Source organism: Nonomuraea sp. NPDC052116 (assembly GCF_040680035.1).
Taxonomy (GTDB): Bacteria; Actinomycetota; Actinomycetes; order Streptosporangiales; family Streptosporangiaceae; genus Nonomuraea; species Nonomuraea angiospora_A.
The window spans coordinates 413,466-431,551 of the sequence record NZ_JBFAWA010000001.1; the positions used below are offsets into that span (position 1 = coordinate 413,466).

Consider the following 18,086-nt stretch of genomic DNA (forward strand, 5'->3'; position numbering starts at 1 on the left):
GTTACGATTACACGAGATTCAGCCCCGGACAAGGGGGGTTCTCAGCGCATGACCGAGCGATCCCATCCACCCCGCCTCGTCGACGTGGCCAAGGCCGCGGGGGTCTCGCTGGCCACGGCCTCCCGGGCCCTGACGGGCAGCAGCGGCGTGAGCGCCGAGGTCGCCGCCCACGTCCAGGCGGTCGCGTCCCAGGTCGGCTACGTGCCCAACAGCCACGCGCGGGCCCTGGCCGGCGGGCAGGCGTCCATGGTCGGGCTGATCGTGCACGACGTCGGCGACCCCTACTTCGGCGAGATCGCCAGGGGCGTGCTGCGCGAGACCGAGAGCCGCGGCTACATGGCGCTCATCAGCCAGACCGAGCGCGACCCCCGTGCCGAGCTGGCCCGGGTCCGGGCGTTGCGCGCGCACCGCGTGACCTCGATCGTGCTGGCCGGATCCGGCTACGTCGATGCGGCGACCGAGGCCGACATCGCCACCGAGGTGCGCTCGTTCACGGCGGCGGGCGGCCGGGTGGCCGTCATCGGCCGCCACCACCTGCCGGTGGACGCCGTGCTGCCCGACAACGCGGCCGGCGGCTCCACGCTCATGCACCACCTGCTCGACCTGGGCCACCGCCGCCTCGGCGTGCTCGGCGGCCCGGCCAACCTGACCACGGTGGAAGACCGGCTGGCCGGGCTGCGGGCGGCGCTGGCCGCGGCCGGGCTCGACTGGCGCTCGTTCCCCGTCGTGCACGGCGACTTCACCAGGGAGGGCGGCGCGGCCGCCACGGCCCGGCTGATGCGGGCCCACCCCGACCTGACGGCGGTGGTCGCGCTCAACGACCCGATGGCGGTGGGCGCGCTGTCGTGGCTGCTCAACAACGGGCGCAGGGTGCCCGGGGAGATCTCGGTGGCCGGGTTCGACGACGTGCCGGTGGCGCGCGACGTCTATCCGGCGCTCACCACGATCAGGCTGCCCATGGTCGAGATGGGCAAGCAAGCGCTTGAGCTCGTTCTCAAGCCGCCCGCCTCGCGCCCGCGCCGCCGCCGCACCGCGCACGAGCTGGTCGTACGCGCCTCCACGGCCCCACCGCCGCCTTGACACCGGTCCACCGACCCTCTTGACAGCCGGATCTTCCGGGTTAGTTTCTTTACGGAAGCGCTTTCGGAAGCGCTTACGTTGAGCCATCCGGCGAGAGGATCCTGGATGTCAGCCTTTCGCACCCTCCTCCTGACGGCCGTGCTCGCACTGGCCGTACCGATCCCCGCGCAGGCCGCCACCGCCACGGTGGCACCGGAGTGCGGCCCCGGCCATGCCAAGGTGAAGCAGGTCAACGACGGGCGCAACTGGGCGCCGGTGACACCCGCCAAGTGGCAGTTCCCCGGCGACCAGGTGATCCTCGCCGAGGCCGGCGTCGCGCGCCCGGGCCCGCGCCGGCCCTTCGAGTACGCGGTGCTGAAGACGGGCCCCGAGTTCGGCTCGGTGCGGATCGACGCGCAGGTCCGCCTGGACACCCCGACCAGCGTCAGCAACCGCGACGTGATCATCGTGTTCGGCTACCGGTCGGACACGGAGTTCTACTACGTCCACCTCTCGCAGGACAACACCATCTACCCGCACAACGGGATCTTCGTCGTCAACAACGCGGACCGTCTGCGCATCGACGACCAGTGGAACGGCCAGGTGGGCGCGCCGCCCGCGGTCACCGACACGGCGTGGCACCGCGTCCGCGTCACCCACTGCGTCGAGACCGGCCGCATCGCGGTCTACATGGACGGCGCCACGACGCCGCTGATCACGGCCACCGACCGCACGTTCGCGTCGGGCCGGGTCGGCTTCGGCTCTTTCGACAACATCGGCAGGATGCGCGACATGACCGTCAAGGGCACCCCTGCCTGCGACAGCGCCGATCAATAGCCCTCGACTCCCCTGGTGGTGAGCAGGTATGCCGAAAACCCTCCGGTGCCTGATCGCCGCGGTGCTGGTGACCGCGTTATGCGCGCCGCCGGCAGCCGCGCAGGCCGACCCGACCCCCGTCGACGACCCCATCCCCGAGAAGCCGACCGCCTCGGGGCTGACGCTGACGCTGGAGGAGTTCGCCTCGTTCCCGAAGACGGAGACGACTCCCGAGCCGACCGACCCGCGCCTGGTCCGCACGGCCAGGATCAACTACCTGGGCGAGCTCCCCGACGGCTCGCGCCGCCTGTTCGTCAACGACCTCAACGGCAAGCTCTACTTCCTCGACAAGGGCCAGCCGCGCGAATACCTGGACGTCGGCGCCACTTTCGCGCCCGACTTCGTCTCCGGGCGCGGCCTGGGCAGCGGGTTCGGCTTCGCCGCCTTCCACCCCGAGTTCGCCAGGAACGGCAAGTTCTACACCGTGCACACCGAGTGGGGCAACGCGCTGACCACGAAGACCCCCGACCTGACGCCGCAGCCCAGCACCAAATTCCACGGCGTCATCACCGAGTGGACGGCCACCGACCCGAAGGCGAACGTCTTCTCCGGCACCCGCAGGGAGGTGCTGCGGCTCGGCTTCAGCGGCCAGATCCACGGCATCCAGCAGATCGACTTCAACCCGACGGCCCGCAAGGGCGACAAGGACTACGGCCTGCTGTACGTCGCCGCCGGTGACGGCGCCCGCGGCGTGTCCAGCGACGACCCGCAGAACCTGGCCATCCCGCAGGGCAAGATCCTCAGGATCGACCCGGCCGGCACGAACGGCGCCAACGGCAGGTACGGCATCCCCGCCGCCAACCCGTTCGCCGGCCAGGCCGGCAAGCTCGGCGAGATCTACGCGTACGGGATGCGCGACCCGCACCGCTTCAGCTGGGACCCGCAGGCCGGCAACCGGCTGTTCCTCGGCCACATCGGCGAGCACGCCATCGAGGCCATCTACGACGTCGGCGCCGGCGACAACCTGGGCTGGAGCGAGCGCGAGGGCTCGTTCGTGTTCAACAAGTCCGACCGCTGCCACCTCTACACGCTGCCGGACGACGACGCGCAGTACGGCTACACCTACCCGGTGGCCGCCTACGACCACGACCCGCCGCCCGGACACTCCTGCACCTCCGACAGCGGCCACGCCGTCACCGGCGGGTTCGTCTACCGCGGGCAGAAGCTGCCGCCGCTGTACGGCAAGTACCTGTTCGGCGACATCGTGGACGGCCAGGTCTTCTTCACCGTCGCCTCCGAGATGGACGAGCGCACCGGCCGCCGGGCCACGATCCACAAGCCGCGGCTGGTGGACGCGTCCGGCAGGCAGCTGACCATGCAGGACCTGGCCGGGAGCACCCGCGTGGACCTGCGCTTCGGCCGGGACGGCGCGGGCGAGCTCTACGTGCTGTCCAAGGCGAACGGGAAGATCTGGAAGATCACCAAGGCCGGCTGGACCCCGCCGAACGTGCTGCCGACCCTGCGTGACCACGTGGTGGCCGCGTACGACTTCGAGCACCCGCTGCCCGCCGACCCGGCCCAGGAGCAGGACCAGGGCCTGTCCGGCACGAACATCACGCTGGTCAACGGCGGCGCCGCCATGCGCGTGGCCGACCAGGCCTACCGGGGCAGCACGTACGCGCTGCAGACCCGCCAGGTCGATCCGGCCACGACCGGCAACGACGACTGGAAGGCCGGCGTCTACGGCGCGGACGGCGTGCCGACGCTGCGCGCGTTCAACGGCGTCAAGGGCGCGACCGTCATGGGCTGGTTCAAGATGCTGGGCGACGGCCCGGCGCCCAACTCCAACACCGAGGACCCGGCCGACTTCTTCAACGCGATCGGCCTGGCCGGGGTGCTCAGCGGCAACTCCCAGGGGCACGACGTCCGGGCCCTGCTCGAGCTCATCACGGTGAACGGCGAGATGAGGGTCGTGGCACTCGCCCGCCGGGTGGACGGCAGCGCCTCCCAGACGTTCGCCGCGAACAAGCCCTGGCGGGAGGTGCTGCCTCGGGACCAGTGGGTGTTCCTGGCCGCGACGTTCGACTTCGACAAGGGGACGATGAAGCTCTACAGGAACGGCCGCCCGCTCGACGGGTTCTACTCGGTCACCGGCGACCCGTGGGGCGTCGAAGGGGACCCCGAGCCGGACGTCACCTCGGCGACGGACCCGAGAGGCATCAAGATCGGCGGTAGCTATCCGCAGAACACCAGGGAGCAGAACCCCTGCGACTGCCGGATGGACGGCCTGATGTTCCTGGACCGCGTCGCGGCCCCGGCCGAGGTGTGGGCCCAGTACGAGCTGCTGAAGCTCCGCTAGCCGATGGTCTTCATCTGCTTCGTACGGTGATCGGTGAGGTGGAGGTCGCCGCCGAGCCGCTCCTTCAGCAGGTCGAGCACCTTGCGACTGGACAGCACGGTCCAGAGGTTGCCGACCAGGTGGGGGTTGTACTCGGGGGCGGCGTCCATCCAGGCGTCCTTGCCCGCCTGCGTCTTGAACGTCGTGACGAAGAACTCGCCATCGGGGGTCTTGCAGTAGCCGGTGCGGATCTCGGCGGCGTTGACCTGCATCTTCGGCTTGCAGCCGACCTTGGCCGAGAGCTGCTCGACGGTGAGGGGGGCGGCGTGGCCCTGCTTTCCGGCTGCTGCGACATAGCCGCCTCCGCTCCCTGAGGAGCATCCGGCGACCAGTCCGGCCAGCAGCGCGAAAGCGGCCAGACGTGGAAGTGTCGTCATGTGCGAAGGTACGCGGGCCCACCAGCCCCGGTTCACCTCATACCGATTGGTTACTTCGGTGGCGCAGGCGTCTGGGAGACCCTGTGGTCCATCAGGTGCAGATCGCCGCTGAGCGGCTCCTTGAGCTGCTCCAGCACCGGGAGCGGGCCCAGGACGGTCCACTGCGGGCCGACCAGGTGCGGGTTGTACTCCGGCGCCCGGTCCATCCACTCGTCCTTGAGCTTCTCGCTGGCGAACGTGTTGACGAAGAACTGACCCGCCTTGGTCTTGCAGTAGCCGGTGCGGAGGTCGGAGGCCTCCACCTGCATCTTCGGCTTGCAGCCGACCTTGGCGGAGAGTTGCTCGACGGTGAGGATTGCGGCTGGTTTCTGCGTTTCGCCCGCTGCGACGTAGTCGCCCCAGCCCCCTGAGGAGCATCCGGCGACCAGTCCGGCCAGCAGCGCGAAAGCGGCCAGACGTGGAAATGTCGTCATGTGCGGAGGTACGCACCCTCGATCACCCCGGTTCACCCCGAATCAGCCCAAACCTGAGCGATTCCATCAGCGCAGGATGACGCAGCCCTGATCGCTGAGCCGTCGCAGCACCTCAGGCTCGCCGTCGAGCTTGTTCCACCGCAGGTCGAGCTTCTCCAGCGGGGGCAGGCTCGCGGGCAGCTCACGCAGCCGGTTGTTGCGCAGGTCGAGGTGCCTGAGCCCGGGCGGCAGGCGGTCCGGGAGCTCGCGGAGGTGGTTGTTGCGCAGGTCGAGCACGCGCAGCTCGCCCAGCTCGGCGATGGAGGCGGGCAGCCGGGTCAGCCGGTTGCCCTGCGCGTGCAGCTCCCGCAGCCCGGCCAGGCCGCCGATGGCCTCGGGCAGGGACTCCAGCCGGTTGTTGTAGAGGCGCAGCTCCACCAGCGCGGCCATCCGCCCCAGCGACTCGGGCAGCCGGATGAGCCGGTTGTCGGTGAGGTTGAGGTAGGCGAGCCGGTCCAGCCGCCCGATCGCCTCCGGCACCTCGGTGAACCGGTTGTCGCTCAGGTAGAGGTAGTCGGTCAGGTCCAGGTCGCCCAGCTCGGGCGGGACGGAGTCGAGCCGGTTGTGCCCGAGGTCCAGCATGCGCAGCCGGGTCAGCCCGCCGATCGCGGCCGGGACCTCGGTGAGCGCGTTCTCGGCGAGGTTGAGGGATTCGAGGCCGGTCAGCTTCCAGAGCGAGCCGGGCACATCGGTCAGCCCGTTGCCGCCCGCCGCGAGGTGCCGCAGGGCGGGGCTCAGCCGGTCGGGGATCGCGCCGACGCGGTTGCCGTACAGGAAGAGCACCTCCAGGCGCGGCGGGCAGCCGGGGAAGGACGTCAGCTCGTTGCCGTCCAGGTGCAGCGCGCGCAGCGCGGTGAGCCCCGACAGGTCGGGCAGCGAGCGCAGCCGGTTGCCGTCGAGCCTGAGCTCCTCCAGCGCGGTGAGCCCGGCCACCCAGGCGGGCACCTCGGCGAGGTCGTTCCAGGCCAGGTCGATCAGGCGGACGTCGGCGGGAACGGCGGGGAATTCGGTCAGACCGGAAGCGGGCGCACGCATGGCGCCGATCATCCCACGGCGCGGGTCGCTGTGCGGCGGGTCATCGGTCGGCGCGGATCATCGTGCAGCGGGCCATCGTGCAGCGGGCCATCGGTCGGCGGGCCATCGGTCGCAGGTCATCGGTCTGCGGGTCATCGGTCGGCGGGTCATCGTCGGCGGTCATCGGTCGGCGGCGCGCAGGTCGAAGAGCTCGGACGGGGAGATCGGCATGCGGTCGATCTCGATGCCCTCGGCGTCCTCGATGGCCGAGGCGATCACCGCGGAGACGGGGATCACGCCGGCCTCACCCGCACCCTTGACGCCGAGCGGGTTGAGCGGCGACGGCGTCTCCAGGTGGGCGGTCTCGACGCGGGGGATCTCGGTGGCGTACGGCATGAGGAAGTCCATGAAGGAGGCGTTGACGAGCTGGCCGTGCGAGTCGTACACCATGCGCTCGTAGAGCGCCCCGCCGATGCCCTGCGCCACTCCCCCGTGGATCTGGCCCTCCACGATCATCGGGTTGATCAGCCGGCCGCAGTCGTGCACGACCGCGTAGCGCACCACCTTGATCTCGGCCGTGTCCGGGTCGGTCTCGACGATCGCCGCGTGCATGCCCGACGCGAACGTGGACCTGATCGGCGAGTAGTAGTCGCGCCCCTCCAGCCCCGGCTCCTCGCCCTCGGCGACCGGCGGCCGGTCGGGCGACGCGGTGCCGGAGAACTGGGTGGCCTTGGCCGTCTCGTCGTCGAAGGCGTAGCGCAGCGGGTTGGCCAGCACCGCCACCGTGGACAGCGGGATGGACGCGCTCGGCGTGCCGGCCACGTGCACCATCCCGTCGGTGATCTCCAGGTCGGCCGGGTCGGCCTCCAGCGCGTCGGCGGCGATCCGCAGCGCCTTCTCGCGTACTTTCCGGCAGGCCAGCGCGATGGCGTTGCCGCTGACGACGGCCGCCCGCGAGGCGAACGTGCCCACGGCGTAGCCGAACCTGCGGGTGTCGCCGGTGACCACGCTCACCCGTTCGATGGGCACGCCCAGCTCGGTGGCGACGATCTGCGCGAAGACCGTCTCGTGCCCCTGTCCCTGCGAGGTGAGCCCGGTGGACACGTGCACCCGCCCGTCGGAGGTCACCTGCACGTGCCCGCCCTCGTACGGCCCCACGCCGGTGCCCTCGACGTAGCACCCGACGCCGATGCCCCTGCCGGGCCGCGCCTCGAAGGAGTCCCAGCCGATCAGCTCCTTGATCATGCGGAGCATCTCGGGATAGTCGCCGCTGTCGTAGATCAGCGGCCGCCCGTCCTGGAACGTCATCCCCTGGTCGTACGGGAACTCGTCGGGCCCGATGAAGTTGACCTCGCGTACCTCGGTGCGGTCCTTGCCCAGGTAGCGGGCGATCTTGTCCATGGTCCGCTCCATGCAGAACACGCCCTGCGGCCTGCCGGCCCCCCGGTAGGGGGTGACCTGCACGGTGTTGGTGTAGACGGCGGTGAACTCGACCCGGTACGCCCCGATCTTGTACGGCCCCAGGAGCTGCGTGGAGGTGACGATCGGCACGATGATCCCGTAGGGCGTGTAGGCGCCGTGGTCGTGCAGGATCGTCACGTCCAGGCCGAGCACGCGGCCGTCGTCGTCGAAGCCGACCCGTACGTACTGGACCTGGCCGCGCTCGTGCGCCGAGGAGATGAAGTGCTCCCTGCGGTCCTCCGCCCACTTGATCTCGCGCCCGAGCGTCATGGCGGCCCACGGCACCAGCACCTCCTCGGGCCACGGGTGCACGATCTTCACCCCGAAGCCGCCGCCCACGTCGGGCGCGATCACCTCGACCTGCGGCAGCGGCAGCTCCAGCGCGGCGGCGACGGCCATGCGGACGCTGGTGGAGGTCTGGGTGCTGGAGTAGACGCGCAGGTCCCGGCCGTCCCACCGGGCGTACACGCCGCGCCCCTCCAGCGGCATGCTGGCACTGCGCTCGATGTCGAGCCGGAAGGCCAGCGTGTGCGGCGCGGCCTCGATCGCCTCCCGCGCGCCGCGCCCGTCCGTCCCCGCGACCTCCTGGACGAGGTGCGCGCCGACGTTGCCCGGCACGTCCTCGTGCACGAGCTGGGCGCCCTGCACGGCCTCCTCCAGGCCGACGACCGGCTTGAGGAGCTCGTAGTCGACCTCGATGAGCGCGCAGGCGTCCTCGGCGGCGTACCTGTCCGCCGCCACGACCATGACCACCGGCTCGCCGACGTGCCTGACGATGTCCCTGGCCAGCGGGTACGCGGTGCGCCCGTGGGTGAGCGCCGGGTGCGGGATCAGCAGCGGCAGCGGCCGGCCGACCCGTCCGGGCAGGTCCTCCCAGGTGTAGATGGCGACGAGCCCTTCGACGTCGAGCGCGGGGCCCACGTCGATGTCGCGGATGCGGGCGTGCGCGTGCGGCGAGCGCACGAACGCGGCGGCCAGCGCGTCGGGGCCGAGGTCGTCGAGGTAGCGGCCCCGGCCGGTGAGCAACCTGGGATCCTCCCGCCGCTGCACGGGCTCCCCGAACAGCCTCGTCGTCATGCTTCCTCCGCCAGCAGCTCGGCGGCCCGGTGGACGGCCTTGACGATGTTCTGGTAGCCGGTGCACCGGCACAGGTTGCCCGAGATGCCCTCCAGCACCTCGTCGTCCGTGGGGGTGGGGTTGTCCCGCAGCAGGGCGGTCACCGTACACAGGAACCCCGGCGTGCAGAACCCGCACTGCAGGCCATGACACTCGGCGAACGCCCGCTGGACCGCGCTCATGGCCTCACTCCGTGAGGCGGGCTCGGTCGCCCTGGTGCCGTCGCCTTCCCTCGTCACTCCGGTCGCTGCGCTCCCTGCGCTCCTCAGTCCAGGCGACGGCGCTCCCTCGCCAGCCAGCCCCTCGACGGTGGTGATCTCGGAGCCGTCCACGCTGACCGCGAATGTCAGGCACGACCGGATCGGCTCCCCGTCGAGCAGCACGGTGCAGCAGCCGCAGACGCCGTGCTCGCAGCCGACGTGGGTGCCGGTCAGGCCGAGGTCGTGGCGCAGGCAGTCGGACAGCAGGCGTCTGGCGGGCACGCCGACCCGCCTGGCCGTGCCGTTCACGACGAGCGTGATCTCATGCTCCACGATCCCCTGCCTCCCTGGTCGCGTTCCGTACGGCCCGCTCGGCCAGCACGCCCACGAGGTGGCGGCGGTAGGCGGCCGAGGCGTGGATGTCGCCCTCGGGTTCGACCCGGTCCCGTACGATCCGCGCCGCGTCCGCGGGGCTCCCCGTCACGTCCACGACGACCGGCACGGGGCCGACGCCGATGCAGGCGAGCCTGGCGGCCTCAACCGCGCCGTCCTCGTCGAGCGTGACGACGGCGCAGACGCCGGCCAGCGCGTAGTCGCCGTGCCGTCGGGCCACCTCCTCGAAGGCTGCCCCGGTACGCGGACCCAATGCCGGGAAATATGCCGACACGGCCAGCTCGCCCGGCTGGACCGCCGACTCCATGGGCCCGACGAAGAACTCCTCGGCGCCCACGTCGCGTACCTGCCCCTGCCGGGCCACCCGTACGGAGCCGCCCAGGACGGCCAGCACGGCCGGCAGCTCGGCGGCCGGATCGGCGTGCACGAGGCTGCCCACCACGGTCCCCCGGTTCCGGATCACCGGGTGGGCGACCAGCCGCAGCGCCCGGCTCAGCAGCGGATGCGCCCCGGCCCGCTCCGCCTGCGAGTGCCGGACCGTCGCCCCCACCCGGACACCGTCCCGCTCCGTCTCCATGGCCGACAGCCCCCGGACGCGGTTGATGTCGACGAGATGCTCGGGAGCGGCCAGCCGCATGTTGAGCATGGGGATCAGGCTCTGCCCTCCGGCCAGCACCTTCCCGCCTACCTCCGCGAGGGCCCGGAGCGCCTCGTCGAGGTCGCGGGGGGCGTGGTACTCGAACTGGGGCGGTTTCACCCGGCCTCGCTCCCGGCCGGCCGGGCGGGTCGTCCGGCGATGGCCCGCAGCAGGTGGTATCCGCCCAGCACCACGATGGTGCCGAGCGCGATCCCCTCAAGGGTGAAGTCGCCGCCGATGAAGTGGCTCACAGGTCCGATGGCCAGGATGATGCCCGCGCCGATCGGAACCATGTTGACGGGGTCGGAGAAGTCGACGCGGTTCTCGATCCAGATCCTGGCGCCGAGGAGGCCGATCATCCCGTACAGGATGACGGTGACCCCGCCCAGCACGCCGCCCGGGGTCGCGGCGACCAGCGCGCCGAACTTGGGGCAGAGCCCGAACAGGATCGCGATGATCGCGGCGATGTAGTAGGCGGCGGTCGAGTAGACCTTGGTGGCCGCCATGACGCCGATGTTCTCGGCGTACGTGGTGGTGGGCGAGCCGCCGACCGCGCTGGCGACCATGGTGCCCACCCCGTCGGCCATCACCGCCCGGCCCACGTACGGGTCGACGTCCGCCCCGGTCATCTCGCCGACGGCCTTGACGTGCCCGATGTTCTCGGCGATGAGCGCGATGACGGCGGGCAGCACCAGCAGCACGGCGGAGGTCTTGAAGTCGGGGGCGTGGAAGTTCGGCACCCCGAACCAGGGCGCCGACGCCACGGAGTCGAAGTTCACCCGGTCGTGCGGGAAAGCCGTGGCCACGCAGTACGTCCCCTCGGCCGGGCAGCTCGCGCCCGCCGCGTCCCGCAGGTTGGCGCCGGGCAGCACGGACGTGACGGCCCCCGCGGTCTTGTCCAGCACCCACGACAGCACGAACCCCGCGATCAGCCCGACCAGCACCCCGATCCGGCCGACGAACCCCTTGAAGAACACGATCACCAGGAAGGTGACCAGCATGGTGATGAGCGCGACCCAGTGGTCCTGCGGCCAGTAGACGTCCGCCACCACGTACGCCAGCCCGAACCCGATCAGCATGACGACCGCCCCCGTGACCACGGGCGGGAAGACGCGGTGGATGATCTGCACCCCGAGGAAGTGGACGGCCAGCCCCGCCAGCGCCAACACGAACCCGGCGACCAGGATCGAGCCGGTCACGATCGCGTCCGCGCCGGCCGTGTCACCGCCGTAGGCGGCCCTGATGGCCAGCACCCCGCCGACGAAGGACGCGCTGGTGCCGAGGTAGCTGGGCACCTTCCCCTTCACGATCAGCAGGAACAGGATCGTCGCGACGCCTGACATCATCACGGCGACGTTCGGGTCCAGCCCCATCACCAGGGGGAAGACGAACGTCGCGCCGAACATCGCGATCACGTGCTGCGCCCCGAAGCCCACCATCCTGGGCCAGCTCAGCCGTTCGTCGGGTCTGACCACCTCTCCGGGCGCCAGGTGCTTGCCGTCACCGTGTTTGGTCCATCCCAAAACCATGAGAGCCCCTCTTGTCCTGGGCCGGCGACACGTTCCGTTGCGGGCACATTAGGCCCGCCGCAACGCTCCTACACGGGCATGATCTGCCAAATCTACGCGCAGGGCCAGTGAAAACCTCGCGCACACGCGATCCGAATTCACTGTGAGGTCAGTTCCAGTGCTGCGGGCGGTGGTAGACGCACCCGTCGGATGCCTGGACGACGTCGGGAAGCTGGGACCGGCGGATCACGGCATGACCCAGCGGGAACCACGCGTCGCTGACGCGCTGCAGAATCTCGGAGCGCCTTCGGGGCGGGAGCACGGTGATCACCCGTGTCTTGGTCGCAAGCTCGTCATTCAGCCGCCTGATGGCATGAACCGCCGCGCACAGGTCAGAGTCGGCCGACACGAGCATGACCGCGTCCACCTGGCGTGTCGCGACATCCGCCACCATGGCCGCGCCGAGCGCCACATCGGACTGCTTCTCGGCGTAGGTCCGGCGCGTCGCTCCGCAAGAGTGGCACTGCACCGACTGCTGCTGGTATCTCCCCATGACGACCTGCACGCCGAGGCTTGCCGTCGCGGCCAGATACGTCTCCTGCCGCGCCACGGCCGGGGGATCGTTGCGGATCGCCGCGGTGAAGTAGCTGACACCCACAAGGCGCTGATGCTGACGCAGCAGGTGCGTCGCCATGGCACGCAGATCGAGCCAGAGATGCCGTCGTCTCCCGAGCTCCCTCAGGCCGTAGTACAGGTTGAACCCGTCGACATAGACGCCGACCCGCTCGATTCCGGGATTCGACTTGTCGCTCACCGCTATCACGCCCTAACATGGAGTCACCCGCCCGGGGGTACGTTCCCGGGTATGACGGCCCCCGACAGGGGGCCGTTTCTTTTTGCCGGTGCGCCCGATGTTAGTAAACAGTGAGTAAGCATGCGGTGACTTTTCGTCAACAGGTTCCCACTACTCCACGTGGATGGAGAACCCCTCCCCGCTGACCACCTGCCCCGAGCGGATCTTGGCGCGCTTGCGCAGCTCCACCTCGCCGTCCACCAGCACCAGCCCCTCGGCGATCAGCAGCTTGGCCATGCCGCCCGTCTCCGTGATCCCGCAGTACTTCAGCAGGTCACACAGCGGGATGTACTCGGAGCGCAGTTCGAAATCCACAAGCCCCAACCCTAGATGCCGCGCATCCGCAGCACGTGCAGGGCCAGGGTCAGGTTGAGGCGCAGGTGCGGGTCGTCGGTGAAGTTGCCGAGCAGGCGCTCCAGCTTCCCGATCCGGTAGCGGAGGGTGTTGTAGTGGAAGTGGAGGCGCCGCGCCGTCTCGGCCACGTTCATGTTGGTCTCCAGGAGCACCTGCAGGGTGCGGCGCAGGTCGGCGTTCTCGGCGTCGGCGTCGGCCGCCAGCGGGCCGAGCGTCTCGCGTACGAAGGCGTGCAGTTCCTCCGTGTCGTTGACCAGGGACAGCAGCCGGTAGACGCCGAGCTGGTCGAAGTGGGCGACGGCGCCGGGCCCGTGCAGCTGGCGGCCCACCCGGGCCGCCTTCAGCGCCTGCGAGTACGCCTCCGGCAGCGTCTCCGCCCCCGGGCTGGGCCGGGAGGTGCCGGTCGAGAACGTCGCGGGCGGCACGTCGGCGAAGCCCGAGGCCGCGTCCTTGGCGACCCGGGTCGCGTCGATCGAGGCGTCCACCACGGCCACCACCTCATGCGAGAACCCCGCCACCGCCCCGCGCGGGTCGTGCCGGCGCATCGCCGCCGTCCAGCACGCCACCAGCCGGTCCTGGGCGCTGCGCTCGTCGCCGTCCGGGTCCAGCTCGGCCACCAGTACGGTCACCGGCCGCGCCAGGTCCCACCCGAACGCCCGTGCCCGGGCCGTGACCCGCTCCGCCGTGCCCGCCCGGCCGGTGAGCACGTCGCGCAGGAAGTCGGCCCGGTACTTGCTCTCGACGGCGTTGACCGCCTCCTGCCGGGTGACGACCAGCGCGGCGACGGTGGCGGCGCGTTCGAGGATGCCGACGTCGCTGTCGCGGATCGTCCCCGACGGGCTGTAGGCGACGATCCTCCCGTGGTGGTGGCCCCCGGCCAGCACGGGCACCGAGGCGAACGACCGTACCCGTCCCGAGGCGGACGTACGGGGCGGGCCCTCCCGGGAGATCGACTCGCGCAGGACGGCCACCTGCTCGGCCGGACCCGCGGTGGCCAGCACCCGGCCCGAGCCGTCCACGGCCGCCACCGACACGTCGAGCAGCTGGGCCACCTCCGCGGCCACCTCGTTGAGCCCGCCGCCGGCCAGCACCACCTGCACCAGCGCCCGGTGCGCCTCCTCGGCACGGGCGAGCACGGCGGCCTGGCGGTTGAGGATGTCGGTCAGCACCTGGTTGAGGATGTCGTCGAACCCGACGTCGTTCGGCAGCAGGATGAGCGGGAAGCCGAGCCGGTCGGCCTGCTCGACCATCTCGTCGGGCAGCTCGTCCACATATCGGCCGAGTTTGATCGCCAGCGCCGACAGGCCGCGCTCGTCCAGGTCGGCGACCAGCCGGCCGAGCGACTGCGGCGTGTTGCGCAGCGGGTAGCCGGTGGTCAGCAGCAGCTCGTGCGGCTTGACCCAGGCCAGGATGTCGGGGACCTCCATGACGTTCAGCCGCTGAACGATGCGGCCCAGCCCGCTCTCCCCCGCGATCAGCCTGGCCTCGGCGAGGGTGGAGACGCCGAGCACCTCTCCGACGGAAACGCCGTGAATGATCGTCCCGGTGCTGGCGAGACGGACGGGGGGCTCCATGTGGAGATTGTGACCCCAGAAACCGTCTGTCAGGAAGAGCCAACCTTCCCGCTGACTGTTGGCAAATTTACCCGTACGGAGGGTTCCCCGACCGTTTTACGGTCAGGTCCAAGGTCGGATGGGAGGTTCGGTGACCGTAAGTACTCATGCGAGGCGTACCCGCATCCACGTCACGGGCGCGGCCAGCACGGCGGTACGCCCGGTCCTGGAGTCGCCGCGCCGCCCCGCGCGGGTGCTCGCCGCGTTCCCTGCGGGGGTCTATCTCGAGGTCAGGACCGATCTGGAGCCTTCGGTGATCGCCGTCATCACGGGGGCGGCCACGCGGTTGCCCAACTCCGTGCTGCTGGCCGGCGCGCTGCCGAGCGTCACGGTGGGTGACGAAGCCTCGGTGGGCGACCGCAACATCGAGCTGGGCCCGCTGAGCCTGGGCGTGCGCCGCTGGTGGGACCCGGCCCCGCCGCTGGGCCGGATCGATCTGGCCCGGCTCGAACAGGCCGCCGCCCGCTTCGGCGACCCGCCGCAACCCGGGCTGGCCGGGAACGGCGCCGTCGAACTGCTGGCCGACAGCTGCGCGAAGGGCTGGCTGCTGGGGGCCGTGACGGCGGCCGAGCAGCTCATGGGCCTGGGGCCCGGCCTGACGCCGAGCGGCGACGACGTCCTGGCGGGCCTGCTGGTGACGCTGCGGCACCTGGGCGCGGCGGCCGGGGCGGAGCGGGCGGTCTGGCTGGCCGACTGGCTGGCGGCGACCGTCACGTTCGACGCGAGGACGCGTACGACGCCCATTTCGGCCACGCTCCTGCACTGCGCGGCCAGAGGCGAGAGCAGCCCCGAGGTGACCGCGGTGCTGCGCGGCATCACGGGCGGGCAGCCCTTCGAACCGGCCCTGCACCGCCTCCACGGCCTCGGCCACACCTCGGGCTCCGACCTGGCCCAGGGCGTCGCCATCGGCGTGACCGCCGTCCTCGCGCTGAGCAGGCCCCGATGAGCGCCGACACCGTGGCCGACATGGTGCTGGTACGGAAGGGCGCGTACGTCGACTCCATCTCCCTGATGCGCATAAGTCGTGCGCTGACCGAAATGTCGGGTGTGGAGGCCGCCATGGTCGCCATGGCCACCGACCTGAACCTCGCCGTCCTCCGCGACCTGGGCTTCACCGTCCCGCAGGCCGGCCCCGGCGACCTCCTCATAGCCGTACGCGCCCGCGACACCGGCGCGGCCGTCGAGGAGGCCGACCGGCAGCTCGCGAGCTTCGGCCGCCCGGAGACGACCACGGCCGACCAGCCCCCGCTCACCACCCGCTCGGCCACCGGCACCCCGGCCGACCTGGTGCTGGTCTCCACCCCGGGCGAGCACGCCTTCGCCGAGGCGCTGGACGCCGTCCAGGCCGGGCTCCCCGTCATGATCTTCAGCGACGGCGTCCCCGTGGCCCAGGAACGGCGCCTCAAGGAGCTCGCGGAGGCCGCGGACGTCCTCGTGATGGGCCCCGACTGCGGCACCGCCGTGATCGGCGGCGTCGGCCTGGGCTTCGCGAACGTCCTCACCCCCGGCCCCGTCGGCGTGGTGGCCGCGTCCGGCACCGGGGCCCAGCAGGTGACGTCCCTGCTCGACTGGGCCGGCACCGGCGTCAGTCACGTGCTCGGCGTGGGCGGCAGGGACCTGTCCGCCGAGGTGGGCGGCCTGTCCACGCTGCGGGCCCTGCGCATGCTGGACGAGGACCCGGCCACCGAGCTGATCGTGCTGATCTCCAAGCCGCCCTCCCCCGAGGTGGCGGCGACCGTACGGGAGGCCGTGGGACGCCTGCGCACGCCGGTGGTGCCCGCGCTGCTCCCCGAGTCCGACCTGACGGAGGCGACCGAGCGGGTCCTGCGCGCGCTCGGCCGGCCGGTGCCCGAGTGGCCCTCCTGGCCCGCGTGGTCGGGCAAGCAGAGCCGGACCAAGGCCATCAAAGGCGTCTATTCCGGCGGGACGCTCAGCACCGAGGCCGCGCTGGTGGCCGGCAAGGGCGAGTTCGTCGACTACGGGGACGACGCCTACACCAGGGGCCGGGCGCATCCCATGATCGACCCGACCCTGCGCGTCGAGGCCCTGGCCCGCGCCCAGGAGACGGACCTGGTGCTCATGGACGTCGTGCTCGGCCACGGCGCCGACCCCGACCCGGCCGCCTCGCTCGCGCACGCCGTCGCCCGCACCCCCGCCACCGTCGTGATCGCGCTCATCGGCACCGAAGGCGACCCCCAGGACCTGCACCGCCAGGCCGCCGCCTTCCGGGAGGCGGGCGCGGCCGTCTTCACCTCCAACGCCCAGGCCGCCCGGCACGCCAGGAGTCTCGTATGAGCCCGCTGTCCGTCCCGTCCCGCGTCATCACGGTGGGCGCGGGCCTGCTCGACGAGGCGCTCAGGGCGCAGGCCGTCGAGACGACGCCGGTGTCCTGGCGCCCGCCGCTGCCCGGCACCGCCGAGGCCCTGGCCGCGGTGCTCGCCGACCCGCGCAGGCAGGCCGCGAACGAGCTGGCCGTGAGCCGGCTGACCTCCGCCCGCCCGCACCTGGTGGGGGTGCGCCGGGCCTCGGAGGTGCTGGCGGCGGGAACGTTCCTGCACGCGGGCCCGCCCATCACATGGGAGCGCGCGTCGGGCCCGATGCGCGGCGCGCTGATCGGCGCGATGCTGCTGGAGGGCCTGGCGGGCGATGAGCACGAGGCCGGGCGCAGGCTGGCGGCGGGCGAGATCGCGCTGCGGCCGTGCCACGAGCACGCCACCGTGGGCCCGATGGCGGGCGTGGTGAGCCCGTCCATGTGGCTGTTCGAGGTGCGCGACGACGAGCACGGCGGCACCGCGTACTGCTCGCTGAACGAGGGCCTGGGCAAGGTGCTCCGGTACGGCGCCTACGGGCCCGAGGTGCTGGAGCGGCTGCGCTGGATGGACGCGGTGCTCGGTCCCGCCCTGGCGGCGACGCTGGAGCGCACGGGGCCGATCGACCTGCGCTCGCTGATGGCGCAGGCCCTGCAGATGGGCGACGAGCTGCACAACCGCAACCGCGCCGCCACCTCGCTCCTGCTGCGCGAGCTGGCCCCGGCCGTGGTCGAGGCCGCCCCGGGCGCGGCGGCGGAGGTGTTGCGCTTCATCAACGGCAACGACCACTTCTTCCTGAACGCCGGCATGGCCGCCGCCAAGGTCAGCACGGACGCGGCCCGCGACGTGCCCGGCTCGTCCATGGTCGTCGCCATGGCCAGGAACGGCACCGACTTCGGCGTCCAGGTCTCGGGGCTGGGCGGGCGGTGGTTCACGGGGCCGGCCGGCGTGCCCGACGGGCTCTATCTCGGCTCGTACGGTCCGGACGACGCGAACCCGGACATCGGCGACTCCACGATCACGGAGACCTCGGGGCTGGGCGGGTTCGCGATGGCGGCGGCGCCGGCCATCGTGCGGTTCGTGGGCGGCGAGGTGGCCGACGCGGTGCGGGCCACCCGTTCCATGTACGAGCTCACGCTCGCCGAGCACCCGGGGTACCAGATTCCGGGGCTCGGCTTCCGGGGCACGCCGGTCGGCATCGATGTAACTCTCGTCGCGAGAACGGGCCTGCTGCCCGTGGTCAACACCGGCATCGCGGGCCGCGTCGCGGGAACCGGTCAAGTAGGAGCAGGCCTGGTCAAACCCCCTGTAGAGGCATTCACTACGGCATTGATCGCATTGGCGGAACAAGCCATCTGAATGGCGATATTTCCCCAGGTCAAAGCTTTTGTAAGGATGCTTCAGCTTCCCTTGCGCATGCCCCGCCGATATCGTAACGAACCACTTTAAATTGCTCGTAGCGCGGG

Annotated in this window: 16 protein-coding genes; 6 read left to right on the forward strand and 10 right to left on the reverse strand. The window is 71.3% G+C overall.

The window, feature by feature from the left end:
• The first annotated feature begins 48 nt into the window (after positions 1 to 48).
• From AB0L65_RS01865 to AB0L65_RS01875, 3 genes are all read left to right on the forward strand, one after another.
• Positions 49 to 1,080, forward strand: a complete 1,032-nt coding sequence (locus AB0L65_RS01865; protein WP_364239443.1) for a LacI family DNA-binding transcriptional regulator — start codon at positions 49 to 51, stop codon at positions 1,078 to 1,080.
• A 105-nt stretch (positions 1,081 to 1,185) separates the two neighbouring features.
• A complete protein-coding gene (locus AB0L65_RS01870; RefSeq protein WP_364239445.1) occupies positions 1,186 to 1,896 on the forward strand; it encodes a hypothetical protein in 711 nt (236 codons plus the stop codon).
• Between the two features lie 28 nt (positions 1,897 to 1,924).
• A complete protein-coding gene (locus AB0L65_RS01875; protein ID WP_364239447.1) occupies positions 1,925 to 4,234 on the forward strand; it encodes a PQQ-dependent sugar dehydrogenase in 2,310 nt (769 codons plus the stop codon).
• On the opposite strand, the gene AB0L65_RS01880 is transcribed toward AB0L65_RS01875, so the two are convergent.
• From AB0L65_RS01880 to AB0L65_RS01925, 10 genes are all read right to left on the reverse strand, one after another.
• Positions 4,231 to 4,650 (reverse strand): hypothetical protein, encoded by a 420-nt coding sequence (locus AB0L65_RS01880; protein ID WP_350722604.1) that lies wholly within the window; start codon positions 4,648 to 4,650, stop codon positions 4,231 to 4,233. The two genes, AB0L65_RS01875 and AB0L65_RS01880, sit on opposite strands and share 4 nt — an antisense overlap.
• A gap of 50 nt (positions 4,651 to 4,700) precedes the next feature.
• The gene (locus AB0L65_RS01885; RefSeq protein ID WP_350722606.1) at positions 4,701 to 5,123 is read right to left on the reverse strand and encodes a hypothetical protein; all 423 of its coding nucleotides are present in this window, start codon (positions 5,121 to 5,123) and stop codon (positions 4,701 to 4,703) included.
• 66 nt (positions 5,124 to 5,189) lie between these two features.
• Positions 5,190 to 6,197, reverse strand: a complete 1,008-nt coding sequence (locus AB0L65_RS01890) for a leucine-rich repeat domain-containing protein (protein WP_364239449.1) — start codon at positions 6,195 to 6,197, stop codon at positions 5,190 to 5,192.
• A 159-nt stretch (positions 6,198 to 6,356) separates the two neighbouring features.
• Positions 6,357 to 8,714: an aerobic carbon-monoxide dehydrogenase large subunit gene (cutA, locus tag AB0L65_RS01895; protein ID WP_364239451.1), complete on the reverse strand. Its 2,358-nt coding sequence runs from the start codon at positions 8,712 to 8,714 to the stop codon at positions 6,357 to 6,359.
• Entirely contained in the window at positions 8,711 to 9,286 is a 576-nt protein-coding gene (locus AB0L65_RS01900) for a (2Fe-2S)-binding protein (RefSeq protein WP_364239453.1), read from the reverse strand. Before AB0L65_RS01900 ends, cutA begins: the two co-directional genes overlap by 4 nt.
• Positions 9,276 to 10,103, reverse strand: coding sequence for an FAD binding domain-containing protein (locus AB0L65_RS01905; RefSeq protein WP_364239455.1), 828 nt, complete (start codon positions 10,101 to 10,103; stop codon positions 9,276 to 9,278). The genes AB0L65_RS01900 and AB0L65_RS01905 overlap by 11 nt, the downstream gene beginning before the upstream one ends.
• A complete protein-coding gene (locus AB0L65_RS01910) occupies positions 10,100 to 11,512 on the reverse strand; it encodes a solute carrier family 23 protein (RefSeq protein ID WP_364239456.1) in 1,413 nt (470 codons plus the stop codon). The genes AB0L65_RS01905 and AB0L65_RS01910 overlap by 4 nt, the downstream gene beginning before the upstream one ends.
• Before the next feature lie 148 nt (positions 11,513 to 11,660).
• A complete protein-coding gene (locus AB0L65_RS01915; RefSeq protein ID WP_364239457.1) occupies positions 11,661 to 12,305 on the reverse strand; it encodes an NYN domain-containing protein in 645 nt (214 codons plus the stop codon).
• A 150-nt stretch (positions 12,306 to 12,455) separates the two neighbouring features.
• Positions 12,456 to 12,659: an RNA-binding S4 domain-containing protein gene (locus AB0L65_RS01920; RefSeq protein WP_350722619.1), complete on the reverse strand. Its 204-nt coding sequence runs from the start codon at positions 12,657 to 12,659 to the stop codon at positions 12,456 to 12,458.
• An 11-nt stretch (positions 12,660 to 12,670) separates the two neighbouring features.
• Entirely contained in the window at positions 12,671 to 14,272 is a 1,602-nt protein-coding gene (locus AB0L65_RS01925; protein WP_364239459.1) for a PucR family transcriptional regulator ligand-binding domain-containing protein, read from the reverse strand.
• A gap of 130 nt (positions 14,273 to 14,402) precedes the next feature.
• Between AB0L65_RS01925 and AB0L65_RS01930 the strand changes: the two genes are divergently transcribed.
• Genes AB0L65_RS01930 through AB0L65_RS01940 form a run of 3 tightly spaced genes read left to right on the forward strand, consistent with a single transcriptional unit; the run spans position 14,403 to position 17,979 of the window.
• Positions 14,403 to 15,257 carry a DUF2877 domain-containing protein gene (locus AB0L65_RS01930; protein ID WP_364239461.1) on the forward strand — a complete coding sequence of 285 codons (855 nt, stop codon included), beginning with the start codon at positions 14,403 to 14,405 and terminating at the stop codon, positions 15,255 to 15,257.
• Entirely contained in the window at positions 15,254 to 16,606 is a 1,353-nt protein-coding gene (locus AB0L65_RS01935; RefSeq protein WP_364239463.1) for an FdrA family protein, read from the forward strand. Before AB0L65_RS01930 ends, AB0L65_RS01935 begins: the two co-directional genes overlap by 4 nt.
• The gene (locus AB0L65_RS01940; protein WP_364239464.1) at positions 16,603 to 17,979 is read left to right on the forward strand and encodes a DUF1116 domain-containing protein; all 1,377 of its coding nucleotides are present in this window, start codon (positions 16,603 to 16,605) and stop codon (positions 17,977 to 17,979) included. Before AB0L65_RS01935 ends, AB0L65_RS01940 begins: the two co-directional genes overlap by 4 nt.
• Positions 17,980 to 18,086: the final 107 nt, after the last annotated feature.